Origin of the sequence: Streptomyces sp. CC224B, from assembly GCF_030010595.1 — a bacterium.
GTDB lineage: Bacteria > Actinomycetota > Actinomycetes > Streptomycetales > Streptomycetaceae > Streptomyces > Streptomyces longispororuber.
Window position 1 is genome coordinate 74,838 of the sequence record NZ_JASCXL010000005.1, and the last position, 20,222, is coordinate 95,059.

Consider the following 20,222-nt stretch of genomic DNA (forward strand, 5'->3'; position numbering starts at 1 on the left):
GTACTCCTACCCGATCTTCCGTGCCCCGTCGAGATCGCCCAGGCCCGGTGACGGGTGAGCACGGGCCCGCGGCGGGGACGCCGGACATGACAGGGCACTCCTGTACCGCTGTGGGCGGTTTGGGAGAGTTCGAAAGCCTAAGTCGCTGTTGCCGCAAATCTCCTGGGTAAGTGACACAGGTCACGGCAATCTCTTCATGCGCGTCCGTAATCAGGGCACCCGCTACGAGGTCGTAGGGGTAAGGAAACAGCAGAAGTGGAGCCCGGCCATGCCCGTCACGCTCAAGCAGTCCGCACGCGCCCGTCTCGTCACGCCGGAAGGCCGGGAGCGCCCGATTCCGGTGACGCTGCGCTACACGGCGTCGGACCCGTTCGCGGTGCAGGTCACCTTCCCGCCCGAGGTGTCCCTGGACGGTGACGAGGTCCACTGGGTCTTCGCCCGCCGCCTCCTGGAGGAGGGCCTGACCGCCCCGGCGGGCACCGGGGACGTGCACGTCTGGCCGTGCGGGCGGGCGCGGACGGTCCTGGAGTTCCACGCCCCGGACGGCCTGGCGCTCGTGCAGTTCGACCGGGCCGTGCTGCGGCGCTTCCTCTCGCGGTCGTACGCCGTGGTGGGCCCGGACGGCGAGGAGGCGGGCCTCGACCTGGACCGGGAGCTCACCGAACTGCTCGGCGGCGTGTGACGGGCGCGGGATCCGGCCGCCCCGGATCCCGGTGGGCTCCCCCTGCGCGTCCCCTACGCGTGCAACAGGTTAGGCTTCCCTAACTCGATCACGTGCGTCCTGTTCCACGTGAGACGGGCGTACGAGGATCTCAGGGGAGGAGACCGGAGTGGGGCATGGCTGGGAAGGCGTCGTCCTCAAGCTGTTCCGCGGCAAGGACTTCCGGTTCACGGTGACCGGTGCCGAGGACGTGACGGACCACTACCGCCGCGTTCATCTCACCGACGGCGGCATGCTCGCGCAGACCGGCGTGCACCCCACCATGTGGGTGCGCCTGTGGTTCGACAACGGGGGCAGGCCGCATCAGCGCGCCTACACCCTCGTCGCCCCCGACCCCGATGCGGGCACGTTCAGCCTGGAGTTCGCGCTGCACGACGGCCGCGCGAGCGAGTGGGCACGCACGGCCAAACCCGGCGACACCATCGAGGCGACCGTGCAGGGCACCGGCTTCACGGCGCCCGAGCCGGTGCCGTCCCGCCTCCTCGTCGTGGGCGACCCCGCGTCGCTGCCCGCGATCAACTCCCTGCTCGCCGCGGTGCCGGGCGTACCGGCCACGATCTGGTTCGAGACGCAGCAGCCCTCCGACCGCGACCTGCCGCTGCACACCGACCCGGCGCTGCACGAGGTGCACCGGATCGAGCGCCGCGCCGCCGGGGCCGACCTGGTCGAGCGGGCGAAGGCGGGCCTTGCCGCGGCCGTGGACGCCGCACCGGACGCGTACGTGTGGATCACCTGCGACACGGCCACCACTCGCGCCCTGGCCGCCTACGTCCGCAAGGAACTGGGCCTGCCGAAGAGCCGCGTGCACGCGCTCGGCTACTGGCGCCCGGAGCGCGGCTGAGACGACCGCCGCTCCGCCGCGTCGCCGCCGAGCGGCTCGCCCCCCGCGCCGAGGACGGCGAGGCCCGGCCGCCGGGCCGCCGGGGCCGCACGCCGCCGGGCGATCACCGCGCACCCCGCGAGCAGCACCGCCGCGCCCGTGCCGCCCAGGACGATGGCCAGCCAGTCCGAGCCGCCGGAGCCGGGCGGCGGCACGAGCGCGCCGGTCCCCGCGGGCCGGGCCTGGTCCGGCGCCGTCCGCGGCCTCGCCGGGAGCAGCGAACCCACCGGCCGTACGCGGCCCATGGCCTCGAAGCCCCAGTCGAGCAGCAGCCTGGCCTCCTCGTACACGGTCTCCAGCCCGCCGTTCTGCGGGTTCATCACCGTCACCACGAGGGTCTGCGCGCCCCGGTGCGCGGCGGCGATGAGGGTGCTCCCGGCGCGGCTGGTGTAGCCGTTCTTGACGCCGATCAGGCCGGGGTAGCGGGCCACGCCGCCCGCGCCGGTGAGCAGCCGGTTGGTGTTCCGGATCGGGTACGACCAGCCGCCCGCCGGGAAGGAGGCGAGCGCCGTCGAGCAGTAGCGGGCGAACTGCGGGTCCGCGAGGCCCGCCCGGCCGAACACCGCCAGGTCGTACGCGGACGACACCTGCCCCGGTGCGTCGTAGCCGTCGGGGGAGACCACCCGGGTGTCGCGGGCGCCGAGGGCGCGGGCCTTGGCACGCATCTGCCGGAGCGTGCGGTCCATGCCGCCGTTCATCGCGGTGAGCACGTGCACCGCGTCGTTGCCGGAGCTGAGGAACACCCCCCGCCACAGGTCGGCCACGCGGTAGCTGCGCCCGGCGGCCACGCCCACCAGGCTGCTGCCGCCGCCGACACGCGCCAGATCCGCCTCCGTGACCCGGTGCCGCGCGTCGGGGTGCAGCCGGGGCAGCGCCGCGAGCGCGAACAGGGCCTTGAGCGTGGAGGCGGGCGGCAGGCGGCGGTGCGCGTCGCGCGCGGCAAGGACCTCGCCCGTCCGGGCGTCGGCCACCACCCACGACAGGGCGGACACCTCACCCGGCAGCGCCGGGGCGCCGACGCCGGGGCGCACCTGCGTACCGGGCCGGTCGAGCAGGGTCGAGGAGTACGAGGGGCGCCGCTCGGGCGGTGACGGCTCGGCGCCCGCGGCCGTGCCGGTGAGGCAGAGCAGCGCCCCCGTGGTGAGGGCCGTCGTACGGACAGCCGTACGGACGAAGGCGCAGCGCAGAGAGGGCGGCAGGAGTCTGAGGGCCATTCAGCCACCGTAGGAGCGGGCCCCGGAGCGCGCAGATCGGCGTGGCCCGCCCGGGGCCGTACGGTGCCCGCGGCTCCCCCACTCGGGCGGTACGGGCCGCTCCGCGGGCCTGGCGGCGGCCCGGGCCCGCGCCGCCGCTCCCCGCGGGGGTCAGAACGCCGTGTCCTCGGCCCGCGCGGTCGACGCGATGAGGTGGTCGACGACGTCGACCGGGTTGCCGTGGCGCCGGAAGGCGGCCCGCTGGCGGTCCGCGCCGGTGCCGTGGGCGCGCAGCCGGGCCCAGGCGGCGCTCACCAGCGGGAGGTCGCCGTGGCGTTCCAGGGCCGGCCGCGTCCGGTCGAGGAGCCGGTCGACCTGCGCGGCCGCGGGTACCAGCCTGCGCGTGGACAGGTCGATGCCGGCGCCGCCCAGGCCGTCGCGCGCGGCCCGCCAGCAGGCGGCCCGCAGGATCTCCGGCTCGGGGCGGGGCGGCGGGAGCCCGGCGGCCGTCTCCCGCAGCGCGGTGTCGGCCAGGGCGCGTACGACGCCCGCGAGCAGCACGGTGTCGTCGACCGTCGACGCCGCGTCCGCGACCCGGACCTCCACCGTGGGCACGTGGTGCGAGGGCCTGATGTCCCAGTACACGCCGCCGCGGTCCAGGGTCGTCCCGGTGGCGATGAGGTCGCCGACGAGGTCCTCGAAGTGGGACTGCGACTCGAAGAACGGCGGCGGCCCCGAGACCGGCCAGCGCCCCCAGACCAGGGTGCGCCAGCTCGCGTACCCGGTGTCCTGACCGCCCCAGAAGGGCGAGTTCGCCGCCAGCGTCACCAGGGCGGGGAGCCAGGGGCGCACATGGTTGCTCACCCGCAGGGCGGTCGGCAGATCGGGCACGCCGACGTGGATGTGGCAGGCGCAGGTGCTCTGCTCGTGGTCGAGGGCGCGGAACTGCGCCAGGCTCTCGGCGTAGCGCGGCCCGCCGGTGAACGGCGGGGGCACCGGGTGTCCGAGGACCGGCGTCCCGCTGGAGACGATGTGCAGCCCCAGGCGCCCCGCCGCCCGCGCGATGCTGCCGCGCGTCGCCCGGAGCTGCCGGGCCAGGGCGGCCAGGTCGGTGTGGGGGTCGGTCCGCCCCTCGACCTGGTACCGCGTGATCTCCGTCGAGACGCGGTCCCCCAGTTCGCCGCAGGCCCCCGCCACGACCTTGTCGGCGCTGGGGCTCAGCTTCCGGGAGACGGGGTCGACCAGGAGGTACTCCTCCTCGACGCCGACCGTGACCGCCGGTGCCCGCCGGCGGTCCCTCCGGAGGGCGTCGCGCGCGGCCGGTGGCGGACCGGCGTTCCCGGCCATGTCCCCGAAGTTCCCCATAGCGGCCATGGTGGCACGCGATGCCATGACCGGCTCTGACGCGATATCGCCAAATGCCTGGCCAGTAAGGGCCGTACAGTCCCGCGCACCCGGCGCGGGCGCCCCCGGACGGGCGCAAGGCGTACGATCCCGCGCTCCCGGCACGGGCGCCCCGGCCGGGCGTGGCGGACGCCGGGGCGGGCGACCAAGGCGCGGCCACCCGCCCCGGCCCGGGTCAGTCGCCCGCCACGGCCCGGAAGCGGGCGGTGGTCGCGTCCTCGCTCCGGCGCCGCAGCCCGGCCTTCTCCAGGACACGGACCGAGGCCGGGTTCGACAGTTCCACGGTCGCGTACACGGTGTGCACGTCCGGGCCGGTCAGGGCGTGCTCCACCACCGCCCGGACGGCCTCCGGCGCGTAGCCGCGGCCCCGGCGGGACGGCACCACGCCGTAGCCCACCTCCAGGGCGCCGTCCCGGGGCGGCCAGAACAGGCCGATCGAGCCGACCACGAGGCCGCTGTCGCGCTCGACGATCAGACGGTGGCCGTACGGGTGCAGGCCCTCGGGGTGCGCGGAGAGGAACCCGGCGATGACGCCGTCGCCCTCGGCGGGGAAGTCCTCGGCCCAGTCCGCGAGCCGGTCGCCGTCACCGACGGCGGCGAGCTCGGCGGACGACCACGGGCGCAGCAGGAGCCGGTCGGTGGTGAGGCCGGCCCCCGTCACCGTGAAGGACGGCGAGGCGGACGGGGTTGCCGAGAGGGCCGCAGCCCCGGTGGCGGGTGTGGGGTTGGACGGCGCCGCAGAGCTGCTGGAAGGCACCGAGGAAGAAGGGAAGGACACGTGACACTCCTGGTCGTGTGGTCGACCGGGCCGCTCACTGTCCTTGCGCGGCCCGGACTTGGGCATGCCGATGACGGGCCTGGCAGGCCATATTCATCAACCTCCCTCGTCGGAGCGGCAGTCGCGTGCGGGCGCGGAGTCAGCGCGCGCCGGGTGATCGTAGCAAGGCGCCTCGGCGGCCGGTACGGGTGCCGCAGCCTGCGGCCGGGCCGGTTCGGCGACGGGCTCCGGCCGGGCTGGTTCGGTGACGGGCTCCGGCAGGGCGGGTTCGCGCAGGGTGCGGATCAGGAGCCAGCCGAGCGCGGGCAGCGCGATCAGCGGGGCCAGAGCGGTGCGCAGCGACGTGACGTCGGCGAGCGCGCCGATGAGCGGGCTGGCGACCCCGCCGACGCTGACGGTCAGGCCCAGGGTGACACCGCTGGCGGTGCCCACGCGGCTCGGCAGGTAGTCCTGGCCGAGCGTCACGTGCAGGGAGAAGGGCACGTACAGACCGGCCGAGGTGAGGGCCACGAACAGGTACAGCAACGGGCCTGGGACGAGGACGACCCCGGCGACCGCGAGCACGGTCAGGGCGTACGACCGGCGGACCACCACGACCCGGCTGTAGCGGGCGGCGAGCCGTCCGCCGGCGACCGTGCCCACCGCCCCGCCGACGTAGAGCACGAACAGGGCTACCGTTCCCGCGAGTTCGCCGCCGCCGGAGCGCTCGCGCACGTACAGGGAGATGAAGGTGCTCAGCCCGACGAAGACGATCGAGCGGCACACGATCGCGCCGGAGAGCCGGAGGAAGGACGGCCAGTCGTCGGCACCGGCGTCCTTGGCCGCGCGGGCGGCCGCCGCCGTCGCCGCGAGGGGCGCCCTGATCTCGCGCAGCGCCGCCGCGCACAGCGCCGCGCCCGCCAGGGCGGGGACGACGAGCAGCGGTGACGCGCGCAGGCCTCCGGTGGCGACGACGACGGCGACCAGCAACGGCGCCGTCGCGAAGCCGATGTTGCCGCCCAGCGAGAACCAGCCCATCGCGGTGTGGCTGCCCCGGCTGGCGACGCGCGCCACGCGGGCGGCCTCGGGATGGTAGGCGGCGACACCGATCCCGGACACGGCGACGACCGCCAGGGTCAGGGTGTACGAGCCGAACACCCCGCTGAGCGCGACACCGGCGCCGCCGACCAGCGTGCTCACCGGCAGCAGCCAGGGCAGCGCCCACCGGTCGGTGAGCGCGCCGAAGAGCGGCTGCACCACCGACGACAGCAGCGACGCGGCCAGCACGATGCCGGAGGCGGCGGCGTAGCCGTACGCGCGCTCGGCCACGAAGTACGGCACCAGCGCGGCCACCGCGCCCTGGTAGACGTCGACGCAGGTGTGGCCCAGGGACATCAGCGTGAGGGGCCTGTTGCGGGAGGGAGGAGACGCGGCAGGGGAAGCGCAAGGGGAAGACGAAGACGGCGAAGGGGATGAAGGGGGCGTAGAGGGCGATGAAGGCGTGGACACGTTTCGATCGTCGCCACCCGGGTGGCTGTCGGGCTTCCGATAAAGTGCCAAGGTCTGACGGAAACCCGCCAGCTTCCGCCGTCCAGTGAGCATCCCGCACCCATGCCGGAACCCGTCCGCCACACCCCTGTCGCCCCCACCCACGTCCGCGTCCTCGCCCCCGGCGACCGCATCGACGCCCACCGCCACGACGACCACCAGATCGCCTACGCCGGGTCGGGCGTCGTGGCGGTCACGACGGACGCCGGTACGTGGTGCGCGCCCGGCACCCGCGCCATCTGGGTGCCCGCGGGCACCGTCCACTCGCACCGGGCGTACGGGCACCTGGAGATGTACTTCGTCGGCCTGCCCGCCGACGACAACCCGCTGGGTCTCGACGAGCCGACCGTCCTCGCGGTCAGCCCGCTGCTGCGCGAACTGATCATCGAGTACGCCCGCGGGCCCAAGGACGCCGGCCCGGAGCGGCGCCGCCTGCGGGCCGTCCTGCGCGACCAGTTGCGCGCCTCCCCGCAGCAGCCCGTACGCCTGCCCACGCCGGAGGACCCGCGCCTGGCGGCGGTCTGCGCGCTCGTCCACGACCACCCCGCGGAGCCGCGCACCCTCGCCGAGCTCGGTGCCGCCACCGGCGTCGGGGAGCGCACGCTCAGCCGCCTCTTCCGCGCCGAACTCGGTATGACCTTCCCGCAGTGGCGCACCCAGTCGCGGCTCTACCACGCGTTGCTGATGCTCGCCGACGACACCCCCGTCACCGCGGTGGCGCACCGCTGCGGCTGGTCCTCGACGAGCGCCTTCATCGACGTCTTCCGGCGCTTCTTCGGCTACACCCCGGGCGCGCACCAGCGGCGGTCCTGACCCCTGCCGGGCCCCGCCCGCGCGCCCCGCGCGCCCTGCCCGCGCTGAACGCGCCGCCTCTGTGGGGGATCGCGGCGCGCCGGGCGCGTCGACCAGCCTGGGACCGGCCCGCGCGCCGCCGACCGGCGACCGCAGCTCGCGGACCCGGCGGGCCCCGACAGCGAAGGCGGAACAACATGCGCAAGGCAAGGACGATGAGGAAGCGGCTTCCCGCGCTGGTCGCGGCGGTGGCCGCCGCGACCGCCATCCTGGTCCCGGCCACCGCGGGCCCCGCGGTCTCCGCGGGCTCCGTCACAGCGGCCACCGCCCCCGCGGCCGACGGGTACGACCGGTGCCCCGACGGCTACTACTGCATGTTCTCGGGCCTCGACGGCACGGGCGACATGATCAAGCTCCGGGGCAACACCCCCGACCTCGCGGCACTCGGCATGGACGACCGTTCCAAGTCCGACTGGAACCGCACGCCCTCGACCATCTACCTCTGGTCCGACGCGCAGTACACCGGCTGTACGGCCGTCACGTCCTCCGGCCCGACCGGCAAGGGCAACTTCTTCCCCACCTACCAGGACTTCTTCAGCTCGGTGCAGTTCGACGGACCCGGCGGCCCCAGCTGCGGAACCCCGCCCGGCGAGGGCGGGCGGGGCCCCGCCCGCTGACGCGGCGGCCATAGGATGCGGGCATGGCTGCTCCGGACCCCTCGCCCCGCACGACCACCAGGGATCCGGAGCTGGGCTTCCCGCCGCCCGGCGAGGTGCTGCACCGACTGCGTACCCAGCGGGGCATGTCGCTGCGCCAAGTGGCCGCCGAGTGCGGCCTTTCGGTGTCCTTCCTCGCCGCCCTGGAGCGCGGCGAGACCGACATCGCCCTGGAGCGGCTCGGGCGCCTGGCCAAGGTGTTCGGCCACGACGTCGGCTCCTTCCTCGGCTTCTCGCGCGGCCGTGCGGCGCCCGCGCTGTACCCGAGGGAGGAGCAGGAGACGTTCGACCGCGCCCCGGGCGTCGTCTACCGGCTGCTGCGCGCGCCGGAGCTGGGCTACCAGGTCGTCACCGGCGACTTCGCCCCGCACAGCGGCCTGACCGAGGACCTCCAGCACGAGGGAACCGACCTGGTCATGGTCACCCGGGGCACACTCGTGGCCCGGTACAACGGCATCGACCACGTCCTGCGTGCCGGGGACTGCGTCCAGTGGGCCGCCGGCCATCCGCACACCTTCCGCAACGACGGCGACGAAGCCGCGCAGATGGTCGTCGTGCTCTTCTCCAGCCTGTACTAGTCCAGCCTGTACCAGCGAGGGCCTGACGCGGGGCATCGTGCTGTCGCAGGCGGCAGGTTGCGGGCCCGGTGCCCGACCGAGCGCGGCATCCGGATCGCCGTGGCCTTCCGAACCGGGGGGCGCCGCCACCCCGCCGCTGTCCGACGGCACCTGCCGCCGCAGCCTCTGCGGACGCCTCTCCGTCAGGTGCTGATGCGCAATCGCGCCGCCCGGGACGGCCGTTGCGGCTTTTCTCCCTGTGCCATCGGCGGCGGGACACCTCTCGATGTGGACGATATTTTGGTCTAGTGTGCGGTTTACTGAACAACGTGGGGCGGCAGCGCACACGACGACTTCTCGGGAGGACCGCATGGTGGCGGAGCTTGTCAGGACCTGGGCGGCGGGCTGGGCTGTGTCGCGGCGTACGCCACCGCCGGTGGTACGGCCCTGGGGGGTCTACCTCGACGTGCGGGGCCCAGGCCAGGTGGGGCGCCATGTGCTGCCGCACGCCACCGAGTCGGCCGTGCGCGCGGCGGCCGCCTCGGTGAGCGTGCCGGACACCTGGCTGAAGGTGCCCGCGGAAGCGGAGGGCGTCGAGCCGTGGCTGCCGGAGGGGTGGGTGGTCGACAAGGAGGAGTCCGGATACTTGATGGCCGTGGACCTCCGGCCGGCGGCCCCGGCGCTGCCGGACGGCTACGCGCCGACGACCGGGACCCGTGACGGCGTCACCTTCCTGCGCGTCCACGACGGGACGGGCGCGCTCGCGGCACAGGGGCAGATGGCCGTCCTGGGTGAGGCGGCCGTCGTGGACCGCGTCGTGACCGCCCCGGCGCACCGCCGCCGCGGCCTCGGCGGCTACGTGATGCGCGCCCTCGCGCGGGACGCGCTGGCGCGCGGTGCCCGCCTGGGTGTGCTGGGCGCGACCGACGACGGCCGCGCCCTGTACGAGACGCTGGGCTGGACGCTCCGGGCCCCGCTGGCGGCGTGCGTCTACCGGCCGCGGGAGGTGCCGTAGGGCGTGGCGCGGGACCGCCCCGGAGCCCCGAACCCCGCCCTGACCCCTATGTGGCGAGAACACCACCCGCGACAGGAGCGTCACCCCCTATAGCCGATGACACGCTCGGCGGCGGCGTGTTTGGGTGGGCCGCCCGATCACCGAGGCCCCGTGGACCGGGGCGGAGCCGCGCCCCGTGGACCGGGGCGCAGAAGGGGGAGTCATGCAGTTCGCCAAGGTGCCCACGCGTGTCCTCGTACCGCTGGCCGGAGCCGGGCTCGCCACAGTGACCGCGGTCGCGCCCGCGTCGGCCGCGCCCGAGCACTGGGTCGCCGGGGAGGCGCAGTACGCCAACTCCCGGAACGTCCTCACCCCGCACGACGGCACCCAGGGTTCGCGGATCCTCGTCCGCGTGGACTGGGAGGCCGGCAAGGGCGGCGTCTACGGGAACATGTGGGACCTCAAGAAGGACGGCAACGACGCCCGCCTCGAAGCCGGTTACTCCTGGCTGAGCGGCGGCACCTGGAAGCCCGTGACGCGCACCCTCAACACCGTCGCGGACGGCAGCGACAGCGGTGTGCACACCAGCCTGCACACCGACCCGAATGTGAAGATCAGGGACCTGAAGGTCAGGACCTGCACCGTCAACAGCGCGGGCGCTCACGTCTGGTGCGGCGCCTGGTACTAGCCGGGTGAGCCGGGGCCGGGTCCGTTGGGGTCCGGGCCGTCGGTGTCCGCGCCGGGCTCGGTGCCGGGCCCGGGTCCGAGGTCGGGCTGGAAGAGGTGCGCGGTCCCGGTGATGTCGAGGATGACCCGCAGCGGCTCGGAGACGCCGATGAGGCGCAGCGCGCCGCCCTTGGCCGCGGCCCGGCGGTAGTGCGCGAGCAGCAGGTTCAGCGCGGTGGAGTCGGCGAACGTCACCTGCGCCAGGTCGAGTTCGCAGGCGCGGTGCTCCGTCCGCGCGAGGACGTCGGCGAGCTGGGGCACGGTGGCCAGGTCCAGATCGCCGCTGGCCCTGATGAGCACGGCGTCGAGGGCGTCGACGACGTCCACGGTCAACGGGTTGCTCGACGCCATGGGAGAAGTACCTATCGGATGGTCGGAGGTGCCTCGGTCGCGGGGCGGGCGCCGGGAGCCGCCGCCCGCGAAGGCCTCTGCGTGCACGTACGCCCCCTGGTGCCGGCGTGCTTCCGTACCCGCTTCCCGCCGGTCCGCGCACACGCCCGGCGCGGCCCCGGTTCAGACGGAGTTGCTGCGCGCACGGCGGGCCGCGCACGCCTTCCGGGCGGGCCGGGAGCGGGCACGGGGCGTACCGGGGTCGTCGTTCTCGCAGCCGGGGGACGTGTCGTGCGGGGCGCAGCAGCGGTGCGGCTGCGGCAGGTGGGGGGAGTCGAGCCAGTACGCGCCGACGAGCTGGGCGAGTACGTGGGGGGTTGCGTCGTCGGTCTCCATGCCCTGGACAACGCGGCGGCCGGCGGCCGGGCCACGGCGGCGTCAACCGCCGTGAGCCAGGGCCACATATATGGCGGACGCGCCCGGGGGAAGAGTTTGCGCCATGGCATTTCAGGGCAGACGGGGTGCCATTCGCCGAAGACCGGTTCTCTCACGCCTCAAGCGCCTCAGGCGGGCAGCGCTGCCTCGATCGCGGCCACCATCTCGGGGGACTCCGGCTCGGTCTGCGGCGAGAAGCGGGCCGCGACCGTGCCGTCGGCGGAGATCAGAAACTTCTCGAAGTTCCACCGGATGTCGCCGGTGTGGCCCTCGGCGTCCGCCGCGGTCACGAGGCGCTGGTAGAGCGGGTGGCGGTCGTCGCCGTTGACGTCGACCTTCTCCGTCATGGGGAAGGTCACGCCGTACGTCGCGGAGCAGAACTCGGCGATCTCCGCGGACGTGCCGGGTTCCTGCCCCATGAACTGGTTGCACGGTACTCCGAGCACGGTGAAGCCGCGCGGCCCGTACGTCTCCTGGAGCCGCTCCAGGCCCGCGTACTGCGGGGTGAGGCCGCACTTGGAGGCGACGTTGACGATCAGGACGGCCTTGCCGCGGTACTGCGACAGGTTCGCGGGGCCGCCCTGGAGGCTCTCGATCTCTACTGCGTCGTAGACAGACATGCCGCGGAGCCTACGCCCCGGCCGCGGGGCGCGGGGAGCCGGGTGCGGTGGCCTCCGGCGGCTCCTCGCGGTGCAGCCTGCCGCGGGCGACCAGCTCCACGGTGACGGCCGTGGCGATGGCCTGCACCGCCATCAGGGCGACGAGGACGAAGAGCTGCACCGCGCCCGCCTGCACCGGGGACGCGCCGCCGAGCAGCATGCCGACGAACGCGCCGGGCAGCGTGACGAGACCGACGGTGCGGGTCTGGTCGAGTCCGGGCAGCAGGGCGTCGGACGCGGCGGGGCGGACCAGCTCCAGGCGGGCGTCGTGCGGGAGCAGACCGAGGGCCAGGCCCGCCTCGAACTCGCCGTGGCGGGCGCGCAGCTCGTCCAGGGCGCGGCGCCCGGCGAGGACGGTGGCCGTGAGCGCGCCGCCGATGAGGATGCCGGTCACGGGGATCATGGCGATGCCCCGTACCGGTACGAGCCCGGCGAGCGTGAGCGCGGCGACGACCGGCACGACGGGCGCCGCCAGGGGCACCGCCGCCCACCACCAGGTGCCGTTCGGCGTGATGCGGCGCCCCGCCGTCCTGGTCGCCACGGCGAACATCAGCAGCAGGAAGGCGAACAGGGCCGGGACGTGGCGCACCACCCAGCCGATGAGCAGAGAGACCGCGGCGAGCTGAGCCGTCGCCCGGACCCCGGCCACCGCGATCTCACGGGCCCGGCCGCGGGAGCCGTCCGGCGCGAGCCGGAACACGGCGGCCGTCGCGGCCGCGGCGACGAGCAGGACCAGCAGCGCGGCGCCGAGCGTCGCGGTGACCGGCAGCAGGGTCTGAGCAGCGAGGACAGGCACACGCACACCCTAGGCGGGGTGGCCGTACGCTCCTCCTACCGGCGCGTTCGGCCCTGGGCGGGGCGAGCGCGCGGGACGGACGTACGCAGCGACAGAAGGGCGAGGAGTCATGGCGCAGCAAGTGCGCGGCGTGGTCGCACGCGCGAAGGGCGAACCGGTGCGGATCGAGACGGTCACCGTGCCGGATCCCGGGCCGGGCGAAGCCGTGGTGCAGGTCCAGGCCTGCGGGGTCTGTCACACCGATCTGCACTACCGCGAAGGCGGCATCAACGACGACTTCCCGTTCCTGCTCGGCCACGAGGCCGCGGGTGTCGTGGAGGCGGTGGGGGAGGGCGTCACGGAGGTCGCGCCCGGTGACTTCGTGATCCTCAACTGGCGTGCCGTGTGCGGCCAGTGCCGGGCCTGCCTGCGCGGCCGCCCGCAGTACTGCTTCGACACGCACAACGCGCGGCAGAGGATGACCCTCGCCGACGGCACCGAGCTGACGCCCGCGCTCGGCATCGGCGCGTTCGCGGAGAAGACCCTGGTCGCCGCCGGGCAGTGCACCAAGGTCGACCCGGCCGCGTCCCCGGCCGCCGCGGGCCTGCTCGGCTGCGGCGTCATGGCGGGCATCGGCGCCGCCCTCAACACCGGCGGGGTCGGCCGCGGCGACTCGGTCGCCGTCATCGGCTGCGGCGGCGTGGGCAACGCGGCCGTCGTGGGCGCGCGCCTCGCCGGCGCCGCGAAGATCATCGCGGTCGACGTCGACGACCGGAAGCTGGAGACCGCCCGCGGGCTCGGCGCCACGCACACCGTCAACTCCCGCTCCACCGACCCGGTCGAGGCCGTCCGGGAGGCCACCGGCGGCTTCGGCGCCGACGTCGTCATCGAGGCCGTCGGCCGCCCGGAGACGTACGAGCAGGCCTTCTACGCCCGTGACCTCGCGGGCACGGTCGTCCTGGTGGGCGTGCCGACCCCCGACATGCGCATCGACCTGCCGTTGCTCGACGTCTTCGGGCGCGGCGGCGCGCTCAAGTCGAGCTGGTACGGCGACTGCCTGCCGTCGCGGGACTTCCCGATGCTCATCGACCTCTACCGGCAGGGGCGCCTGGACCTGGACGCGTTCGTGACCGAGACCATCGCGCTCGACGAGGTCGAGGAGGCCTTCGAGCGCATGCACCACGGCGACGTGCTCCGCTCGGTGGTGGTCTTCTGATGTCCCCCGCGACGGCGGGCCCGGTCCGCGTCGAGCACCTCGTCACCTCCGGCACGTTCTCCCTCGACGGCGGCACCTGGGACGTCGACAACAACGTCTGGATCGTCGGCGACGACCGCGAGGTCCTCGTCATCGACGCCGCGCACGACGCCGACGCCATCGCGGCGGCCGTGGGCGGCCGGCGGGTCGTCGCGATCGTGTGCACCCACGCCCACGACGACCACGTCGACGCCGCGCCCGCGCTCGCGGACCGCACCGGGGCGCCCGTCCTGCTGCACCCGGACGACCTGGAGCTGTGGAAGCTGACCCACCCCGACCGCGCCCCGGACGGCGACCTGGCCGACGGGCAGGAACTGGCCGTCGCCGGAGTGACGTTGCGGGTCCTGCACACCCCGGGCCACTGCCGCGGCGCCGTCAGTCTGTACGCCCCCGCGCTGGGCACCGTGTTCACCGGGGACACGCTGTTCGCGGGCGGCCCGGGCGCCACCGGCCGGTCCTTCAGCGACTTCCCGACGATCATCGAGTCGATCCGCGAGCGGCTGCTGACACTGCCGCCGGAGACGGTCGTACGCACCGGCCACGGCGACCACACGACGATCGGCGACGAGGCCGCCCACGTGGAGGAATGGATCACCCGCGGCCACTGACGCCCACCCGCACCGCCCAGAGCCACCCCCGGTCCCACCCGAGGGTGGCTTTGTGCTGCCACAGGGGACATGACCGCCCGTCCGGTGCTTGAGGACGAGGCGCGAAGCGCCACAACGGGTGAAGGGTGAAGCCCCCTAAGGAAGAGGTGCGGCCTGGCCGTCACTCCCGATCTCCGATAAGTTAGGCAAGGCTTACCTAATGGAGGTTGGAGATGGGTGTCCGACACGTCAGCACGACCATGCCCGCAGCGGCGGCCCGCGCCCGCTCCGTGCTGGCCACCGCCTGGTCCTGCGCGGTGACGACCGAGATCGGCAGGGACGAGCTCCTCGGCGCCCACAGCGTCACCGAGCGGGGCACGGTGCGTCTCGACCCGCCGCGGGACAGCGCCCTGGCCGCCGCCCTCATCTGCGCGCCACGGGGTGAGCCCACCACGCTCGTGGAGTTCGCCGACGTCGCGCCGGTCCCCGTACGGGACCGGGTGCGCGCCCGGCTCTGGCTCTCCGGCTCGCTCAGGGCCGACCGCGACGAGCTGCTCTTCGAGCCGGTCGCCGTCGTGCTGCACGACACCTACGGGCGCACCGGCATCGACCTGGAGGAGTTCGCCCTGGCCGACCACGACCCGCTCGCCCACGCCGAGTCACGGCTCCTGACCCACCTCGCCGACTCCCACCCCGACGCCGTCGAACAGCTCACCCGGCTCATCGCGGCGGAGAGCCTGAGCGGCGTCGTCGCCGTCAAACCCCTCGCCATCGACCGGTACGGCCTCACGCTGCGCCTCGAACGCGTCAGCAGCCAGGCCGACGTACGCCTGGCCTTCCACGCCCCCGTGGAGGACCTCGGCCAGGTGACCGAGCGGATGCACGCCCTGCTCACCAAGGCCCGGCTGCTGCGCCGTCCCGCGCTGCGCCCGGCGCCGCCCGAGGCCTGAACCGCCGCTTCCCGCAGGGCGGATGGCGCGGCGGCGCAACGGTGGGGCCAGTGCCGGTCGTGGCGGCGGCCCAGGCATGATGGGCGCCATGAGCGCGCAGAGTAAGTCCTTGCCCAACGATCCGGTCCAAGCCCTGATCGTCGTCGACATGCAGTCCGCCTTCGTCTCCGGCCGCGACGCCATCCCCCACGCCGAGCGTGTGCTCCAGCGCACCGAGCAGCTCATCGCCAAGGCCCGCGCGGCCGACGCCCTCGTCGTCCAGCTCCAGAACGACGGCCCCGAGGGCGCCACCGACGAGCCGGGCACCCCCGGCTGGCGGCTCCACCTGCCCGTGGACACCGACCGCGGCGAGGTCGTGATCCGCAAGCTGTACGACGACGGGTTCGAGGACACCGAACTGGAGGACCTGCTGCGCGACGAGGGCGTCTCCTCGCTCGCCCTCTGCGGCGTCATGTCGGAGATGTGTGTCAGCGCCACCGCGCGCACCGCGCTCGACCTGGAGTTCCGCGTGGTCGTGCCCCACGACGCCCACGGCACGTACGACATCCCGGCGGCCGAGGGCATCAGCGACGCCGTGCCGGCGGCGACCGTGTCCCGCGTCGCCGAGTGGGCGCTCGGCGACGAGGTCGAGATCGTGCCCGGCGCGGACGACGTGAGCTTCGTCGCCTCCTGAGCCGAGCCCGTCAGGAGCGGCCCGGGAGGGGGGGCTCCGGTAGGCCCGCGGGGCGGCGGACACCACCGCCCCGCACCTCCGCGGCGCCTACAGCGGCAGCACGCACATGGCGACCGGCGCGGCGAACGGCTCGCCGCTCAGGGCCAGTTCGCCGGTCCGCGCGTCGACCCGGAAGATGCTCACCGAGCTGGACCGCTGGTTGGCGGTGAACAGCAACCGCTGCGAGGGGGAGAAGGCGAGGTGGCGCGGGAAGTCCCCGCCCACCGGCGTGGTGCCCAGGAGCCGCAGCCGGGCCCCGCCCCGCTCGACGGCGTACCGCGCGACGGAGTTGTGCCCGCGGTTGGCCAGGAACACGAAGCGGCCGTCGCGCGTGACGAGCGGCTGCGCCGGATAGTTGGTGACCCCGGGCGGCGTCCCCGTGGACTGCGGCGCGCCAGGGGTGAGGCGCCCGTCGGCGGGGTCGTACGCACAGACCACGACGGTGTTGTCCAGCTCGTCGGCGACGTACGCGAAGCGCCCCGAGGGGTGGAACGCCAGGTGACGGGGCCCGGCGCCGGGCCGCAGCGACACCTGGGCGACCAGGCGCAGGGTGCCCGCCCTCGTGTCGAGGCGGTACGTGTACACGGTGTCGGTCCCGAGGTCGACGGCCAGGACGTGGCGGCCGTCCGGGGAGGTCACGACCTGGTGGGCGTGCGGGCCGCTCTGGCCCGGGCCCGGCGCCGGCTGGGTGTGCGTGACGAGGTCGGTGCGCTCGCCGAGCGCCCCCGACGCCGCGACGGGGTGCACGGCCACGCTGCCGGAGGTGTAGTTCGCGCTCAGCAGCCAGCGGCCGCCGGGGTGCACGGACAGATGGCAGGGGCCGGCGCCCCCGGTGTCGCGCGTGCCGAGCACGCGGTGGGAGCCGTCGGGGGAGAGCGCCACGGCGGTCACGCCGCCCTGGGGCCGCTCGTTGACGCAGTACAGCGTCCGGCCCGAGGGGTGCGGCACCAGGTACGACGGGTCGGGCACCCCGGTCAGCGCCCCGGTGGTCGTGACGCGCCCGCTCGCCTCGTCGTACGAGGCGAGCCCGATGCCCGTGCCGCCGCCCGGCTGCGAGGTGTACGTGCCGAGGAAGAGGGGCCGGTCGCGGCGGGGGCCGGGGGCGGCCGCCGCGGGCGCCGCGGCCCCGGCGAGAGCCGTCGCGGCCAGCGTCGTACCGATGAACCGTCGTCTGTCCATGGCTGAACCTCACGTGTCGGGTGGGGAACCTGTGAGCTGTGTGAGCCGTGTGGCAGACACCCTGGACCCGTAACGGTTGAACAAGCAAGAGGTGCACCACGAGTTGCATTCTGTGCAACGCGGAGGTGTCCGGCACGTCGGTCATGCCGGGGCAGAGGCGGCGCCGCGCGGGGGCGGGCAGGTTTTCTCGCGCGGCAGTGCGGGGGCTGGGCGGTTGCTCAGGCGGCGGCGCGGGAGCGGCGCCGGTAGCCGCCGGGGGCCTGGCCGTACTCGCGCTTGAACGCCTTGGCGAAGGCGTACTCGGAGCCGTAGCCGGTGCGGGCCGCGACCGCCGTGAGCGGCGCCGCGGACTCGCGCAGGAGCCGGGCGGCCGTGGTCATGCGCCAGCGCGTCACGTACGCCATCGGCGGCTCGCCCACGAGGGTGGTGAAGCGGCGGGCGAAGGCCGCGCGGGACAGGCCGGCCCGCTCGGCGAGCGACTCGACGGTCCACTGCGCGGCCGGCTCCGCGTGGATCGCGGCCAGGGCCGGGGCGACCGCGGAGTCCCCGAGCGCGGCGGCCCAGCCCTGGGCGGCGCCGGGCGGCTGCTCCTCGAGCCAGGCCCGCAGGATGTACAGCAGCAGCGAGTCGATCAGCCCCGGCACGATGCCGGCGGAGCCGAGGCGCGGGTGCTCCAGCTCGGCGCCGAGGAGCTGGACGGCGGCGCCCAGTTGGGGGTGGCGGCCGTGGCCGGTGGACAGGCGCACGACCTCGGGGAGCTGGCGCACGAGTGGGTGCGGGCGCCCCCGGTCGAGGTGGTAGTTGCCGCACAGCAGGCTGGCGCGGGGGCCGTCCCCGCCGAGCGTGACCGTCCCGAGGGGCGAGCCGGGGCTGAACTGCTCGGGCCGCTCCGGCTCGGCCGGTGTGGAGGGGTGGTCGGCGAGGGCGTGGGCGGTGCCGTCGCGCAGGAACACCACGTCACCGGTGCTGAGCGCGAGCGGCGACAGGTGCGGCGCGTCCAGCGGGACCAGCCAGCAGGTGCCGGACAGCACCACGTGGAACCCGGCACCGGCGACGGCGGGCAGGCGCAGGCCCCAGGGGGCACGGCCCTCGGTGCGTACGGACGTGGGACTCCCGGTCCGCATCGACGCCAGCGCCTCGGTCAGGATGTCCACGCCCCGCCCCCCGTCACCCGCACACGATCACCGGCCCGCCACGATAGCGCCACCCGCTCACGCCACCGTCAGCACCACCTTGCCCCGCGTACGGCCGGACGCGACCAGCTCGTGGGCCCGGGCGGCCTCGGTCAGGTCGAACGTCGCCGACACGTGCGGCCGGACGCGCCCGTCGTCGACCAGGCGTGCGGTGGCCTCCAGCGAGGCGTAGTCCGGCTCGACGGAGACCCCCGCGAAGCGGCGGCCCGCCTGCTCGACCCGTGCGGCCAGCTCCCGGTCGCCGTGCTCCATGATGCTCACCAGGGTTCCGCCGGGGCGCAGCACCGACAGCGAACGCGTGCCCTCGGAGGAGGAGTCGAAGACGACGTCGAGGTCCTCGACCGCCTCGGTGAAGTCGACGGTCCGGTAGTCGACCACCTCGTCGGCCCCCAGTTCGCGCACGAACGCGTGCTTGGGGGCGCTCGCCAGCGCCGTCACGTGCGCGCCGCGCGCCTTCGCGATCTGTACCGCGAAGTGCCCGACGCCGCCCGCCGCGCGGTGGATCAGCACCCGCTGCCCCGCCTCGAGCCCGGCCGCGTCGACCAGGCCCTGCCACGCGGTGAGCGCGGCCAGCGGGAGGGCGGCGGCGTGCACGTGGTCGACGGCGGCGGGCTTGCGGGCCACCTGCCGCGACGGTACGGCGACGTAGTCCGCGTACGCGGTGGCCGCACGCGGGAAGAACGGCATGCCGAACACCTCGTCGCCCGGCTTGAACCGGGCGCCGGGGCCCGCCTCCTCGACGACGCCGGAGATGTCCCAGCCCACGCCGTACGGGGGCTCGCCGAGCAGCGGGTACGCGCCCGACCTGACGGCCAGGTCGACCGGGTTGACGCCGCTGGCGTGCACCCGGACGAGGACTTCGCCGCCGAGCGGCGCGGGACGCTCGGTCTCGACGGTCTCCAGGACCTCGGGACCGCCGAAGGACTTCTGGATGACAGCGCGCATGACAGGGCGCATGACAGGGTCTCCCTGGGGGTGGGGACCGGGCCGCGGAGTCGTTCCGCGTACCGGCCCGGCTGGTTGATGTGCTCAACCCTAGGAAGATCGAACGAGCCGCTGAATATCCCGCACGCTCCAGAAAATGTCCCGTCGTCTCACTGGCGGGGAGGAACACCTGGGGACGGGGTCCAGACCGTTCCGCGGGCCTCGTACTCCAGCATGGCCTCCAGGCCGAGCGCGGCGTCGACGCCCAGTTCGCGGCGGACCAGCCACAGTGCCAGGTCGAGGCCCGAGGTGACGCCGCCCGCGGTCACCAGGTCGCCGTCGTCGACGACGCGCGCGTTCTTCAGTACGCCTCCCTGCCGTTCGAGGTCGGGGCGCGCCTTGTGGTGGGTCGTGCAGGGGCGGCCGCGGGTGACACCGCCGGCGGCGAGCAGCATCACGCCGGTGCACAGACCGGCGACGGTCAGTCCCGGCCGACGCGCCTCGGCGAGGGCCCGGGGCAGGGTGCCGCGCCGGATCTCCGCCCAGACCCCGGGCTGGTCCTTGCGGGCGTATCCGCCGCCGGGGACGACGAGGAGGTCCGCTTCCTCCGGGGCCCAGTCGTGGCGGACGCGCAAGGTGGTGCCGAAGGCGGCGTCGACGGTGCGGCGGCCGTCCACGGTGACGTAGCGGACCTCGACGTCGCGGTCGGTGAAGTGGTCGGAGGCGCTGAGCACTTCGTAGGGCGCGGCGAGGTCGAGCTCCTCCACGCCTTGGAACAGCACGACGTGCACACGGAGCGGGCCGCGCGGGCGCGCGGAGGACGAGCCGGTCGCGCCGGCCGCCGAGGCCGCGTCGAGGGAGACACCGGTCGTGAGACCCGCGGCCCCCAGGGCCGTCGCGGTGCGCAGCACGGTACGTCGGTTCATGCGTTTGTC

Annotated in this window: 23 protein-coding genes; 11 read left to right on the forward strand and 12 right to left on the reverse strand. The window is 74.7% G+C overall.

What is annotated here, in order from left to right; genetic code table 11:
* The first annotated feature begins 268 nt into the window (after positions 1 to 268).
* On the forward strand, positions 269 to 682 hold the full coding sequence (locus QK440_RS03650; RefSeq protein WP_282791529.1) for an SsgA family sporulation/cell division regulator: 414 nt from the start codon (positions 269 to 271) through the stop codon (positions 680 to 682).
* Between the two features lie 148 nt (positions 683 to 830).
* Complete coding sequence (locus QK440_RS03655) at positions 831 to 1,562, forward strand: siderophore-interacting protein (RefSeq protein ID WP_282791460.1); 732 nt, start codon at positions 831 to 833, stop codon at positions 1,560 to 1,562.
* Here QK440_RS03655 and QK440_RS03660 read toward each other — a convergent pair.
* From QK440_RS03660 to QK440_RS03675, 4 genes are all read right to left on the reverse strand, one after another.
* Complete coding sequence (locus QK440_RS03660) at positions 1,538 to 2,815, reverse strand: serine hydrolase (protein WP_282791461.1); 1,278 nt, start codon at positions 2,813 to 2,815, stop codon at positions 1,538 to 1,540. The genes QK440_RS03655 and QK440_RS03660 overlap by 25 nt on opposite strands.
* 150 nt (positions 2,816 to 2,965) lie before the next feature.
* Positions 2,966 to 4,159, reverse strand: coding sequence for a glutamate--cysteine ligase (locus QK440_RS03665; RefSeq protein WP_282791462.1), 1,194 nt, complete (start codon positions 4,157 to 4,159; stop codon positions 2,966 to 2,968).
* Between the two features lie 214 nt (positions 4,160 to 4,373).
* Positions 4,374 to 4,859 carry a GNAT family N-acetyltransferase gene (locus QK440_RS03670; protein WP_282791530.1) on the reverse strand — a complete coding sequence of 162 codons (486 nt, stop codon included), beginning with the start codon at positions 4,857 to 4,859 and terminating at the stop codon, positions 4,374 to 4,376.
* Between the two features lie 213 nt (positions 4,860 to 5,072).
* The gene (locus QK440_RS03675; protein WP_282791463.1) at positions 5,073 to 6,350 is read right to left on the reverse strand and encodes an MFS transporter; all 1,278 of its coding nucleotides are present in this window, start codon (positions 6,348 to 6,350) and stop codon (positions 5,073 to 5,075) included.
* Positions 6,351 to 6,566: 216 nt separating this feature from the next.
* Here QK440_RS03675 and QK440_RS03680 point away from each other — a divergent pair, with 216 nt between their 5' ends.
* From QK440_RS03680 to QK440_RS03700, 5 genes are all read left to right on the forward strand, one after another.
* Positions 6,567 to 7,316, forward strand: a complete 750-nt coding sequence (locus tag QK440_RS03680; RefSeq protein WP_282791464.1) for a helix-turn-helix transcriptional regulator — start codon at positions 6,567 to 6,569, stop codon at positions 7,314 to 7,316.
* A 176-nt stretch (positions 7,317 to 7,492) separates the two neighbouring features.
* Positions 7,493 to 7,972, forward strand: coding sequence for a peptidase inhibitor family I36 protein (locus QK440_RS03685; protein WP_282791465.1), 480 nt, complete (start codon positions 7,493 to 7,495; stop codon positions 7,970 to 7,972).
* A gap of 23 nt (positions 7,973 to 7,995) precedes the next feature.
* Positions 7,996 to 8,589: an XRE family transcriptional regulator gene (locus tag QK440_RS03690; protein WP_282791466.1), complete on the forward strand. Its 594-nt coding sequence runs from the start codon at positions 7,996 to 7,998 to the stop codon at positions 8,587 to 8,589.
* Positions 8,590 to 8,938: 349 nt separating this feature from the next.
* Entirely contained in the window at positions 8,939 to 9,583 is a 645-nt protein-coding gene (locus tag QK440_RS03695; RefSeq protein ID WP_282791467.1) for a GNAT family N-acetyltransferase, read from the forward strand.
* Positions 9,584 to 9,785: 202 nt separating this feature from the next.
* Positions 9,786 to 10,250, forward strand: a complete 465-nt coding sequence (locus tag QK440_RS03700) for a hypothetical protein (RefSeq protein ID WP_282791468.1) — start codon at positions 9,786 to 9,788, stop codon at positions 10,248 to 10,250.
* Here QK440_RS03700 and QK440_RS03705 read toward each other — a convergent pair.
* From QK440_RS03705 to QK440_RS03720, 4 genes are all read right to left on the reverse strand, one after another.
* Positions 10,247 to 10,639: an STAS domain-containing protein gene (locus QK440_RS03705; RefSeq protein WP_282791469.1), complete on the reverse strand. Its 393-nt coding sequence runs from the start codon at positions 10,637 to 10,639 to the stop codon at positions 10,247 to 10,249. The genes QK440_RS03700 and QK440_RS03705 overlap by 4 nt on opposite strands.
* Before the next feature lie 162 nt (positions 10,640 to 10,801).
* Positions 10,802 to 11,014: a hypothetical protein gene (locus tag QK440_RS03710; protein WP_282791470.1), complete on the reverse strand. Its 213-nt coding sequence runs from the start codon at positions 11,012 to 11,014 to the stop codon at positions 10,802 to 10,804.
* Positions 11,015 to 11,181: 167 nt separating this feature from the next.
* Positions 11,182 to 11,673: a glutathione peroxidase gene (locus QK440_RS03715; RefSeq protein WP_282791471.1), complete on the reverse strand. Its 492-nt coding sequence runs from the start codon at positions 11,671 to 11,673 to the stop codon at positions 11,182 to 11,184.
* Positions 11,674 to 11,683: 10 nt separating this feature from the next.
* A complete protein-coding gene (locus tag QK440_RS03720) occupies positions 11,684 to 12,508 on the reverse strand; it encodes an ABC transporter permease (protein WP_282791472.1) in 825 nt (274 codons plus the stop codon).
* Positions 12,509 to 12,617: 109 nt separating this feature from the next.
* Here QK440_RS03720 and QK440_RS03725 point away from each other — a divergent pair, with 109 nt between their 5' ends.
* From QK440_RS03725 to QK440_RS03740, 4 genes are all read left to right on the forward strand, one after another.
* Positions 12,618 to 13,703, forward strand: coding sequence for an S-(hydroxymethyl)mycothiol dehydrogenase (locus QK440_RS03725; protein WP_282791473.1), 1,086 nt, complete (start codon positions 12,618 to 12,620; stop codon positions 13,701 to 13,703).
* Positions 13,703 to 14,350 carry an MBL fold metallo-hydrolase gene (locus QK440_RS03730; protein WP_282791474.1) on the forward strand — a complete coding sequence of 216 codons (648 nt, stop codon included), beginning with the start codon at positions 13,703 to 13,705 and terminating at the stop codon, positions 14,348 to 14,350. The genes QK440_RS03725 and QK440_RS03730 overlap by 1 nt, the downstream gene beginning before the upstream one ends.
* A gap of 212 nt (positions 14,351 to 14,562) precedes the next feature.
* A complete protein-coding gene (locus QK440_RS03735) occupies positions 14,563 to 15,279 on the forward strand; it encodes a DUF2470 domain-containing protein (RefSeq protein WP_282791475.1) in 717 nt (238 codons plus the stop codon).
* Between the two features lie 88 nt (positions 15,280 to 15,367).
* Complete coding sequence (locus QK440_RS03740) at positions 15,368 to 15,952, forward strand: cysteine hydrolase family protein (protein ID WP_282791476.1); 585 nt, start codon at positions 15,368 to 15,370, stop codon at positions 15,950 to 15,952.
* An 87-nt stretch (positions 15,953 to 16,039) separates the two neighbouring features.
* On the opposite strand, the gene QK440_RS03745 is transcribed toward QK440_RS03740, so the two are convergent.
* The 4 genes from QK440_RS03745 to QK440_RS03760 all read right to left on the reverse strand — a co-directional run bounded on the left by QK440_RS03745 (position 16,040) and on the right by QK440_RS03760 (position 20,213).
* Positions 16,040 to 17,170, reverse strand: coding sequence for a lactonase family protein (locus QK440_RS03745; RefSeq protein ID WP_282791477.1), 1,131 nt, complete (start codon positions 17,168 to 17,170; stop codon positions 16,040 to 16,042).
* A gap of 218 nt (positions 17,171 to 17,388) precedes the next feature.
* Complete coding sequence (locus QK440_RS03750; protein WP_282791478.1) at positions 17,389 to 18,324, reverse strand: AraC family transcriptional regulator; 936 nt, start codon at positions 18,322 to 18,324, stop codon at positions 17,389 to 17,391.
* Positions 18,325 to 18,381: 57 nt separating this feature from the next.
* On the reverse strand, positions 18,382 to 19,308 hold the full coding sequence (locus QK440_RS03755) for an NADP-dependent oxidoreductase (RefSeq protein WP_282791531.1): 927 nt from the start codon (positions 19,306 to 19,308) through the stop codon (positions 18,382 to 18,384).
* 149 nt (positions 19,309 to 19,457) lie between these two features.
* Positions 19,458 to 20,213 (reverse strand): DJ-1/PfpI family protein, encoded by a 756-nt coding sequence (locus QK440_RS03760; RefSeq protein ID WP_282791479.1) that lies wholly within the window; start codon positions 20,211 to 20,213, stop codon positions 19,458 to 19,460.
* Positions 20,214 to 20,222 lie beyond the last annotated feature (9 nt).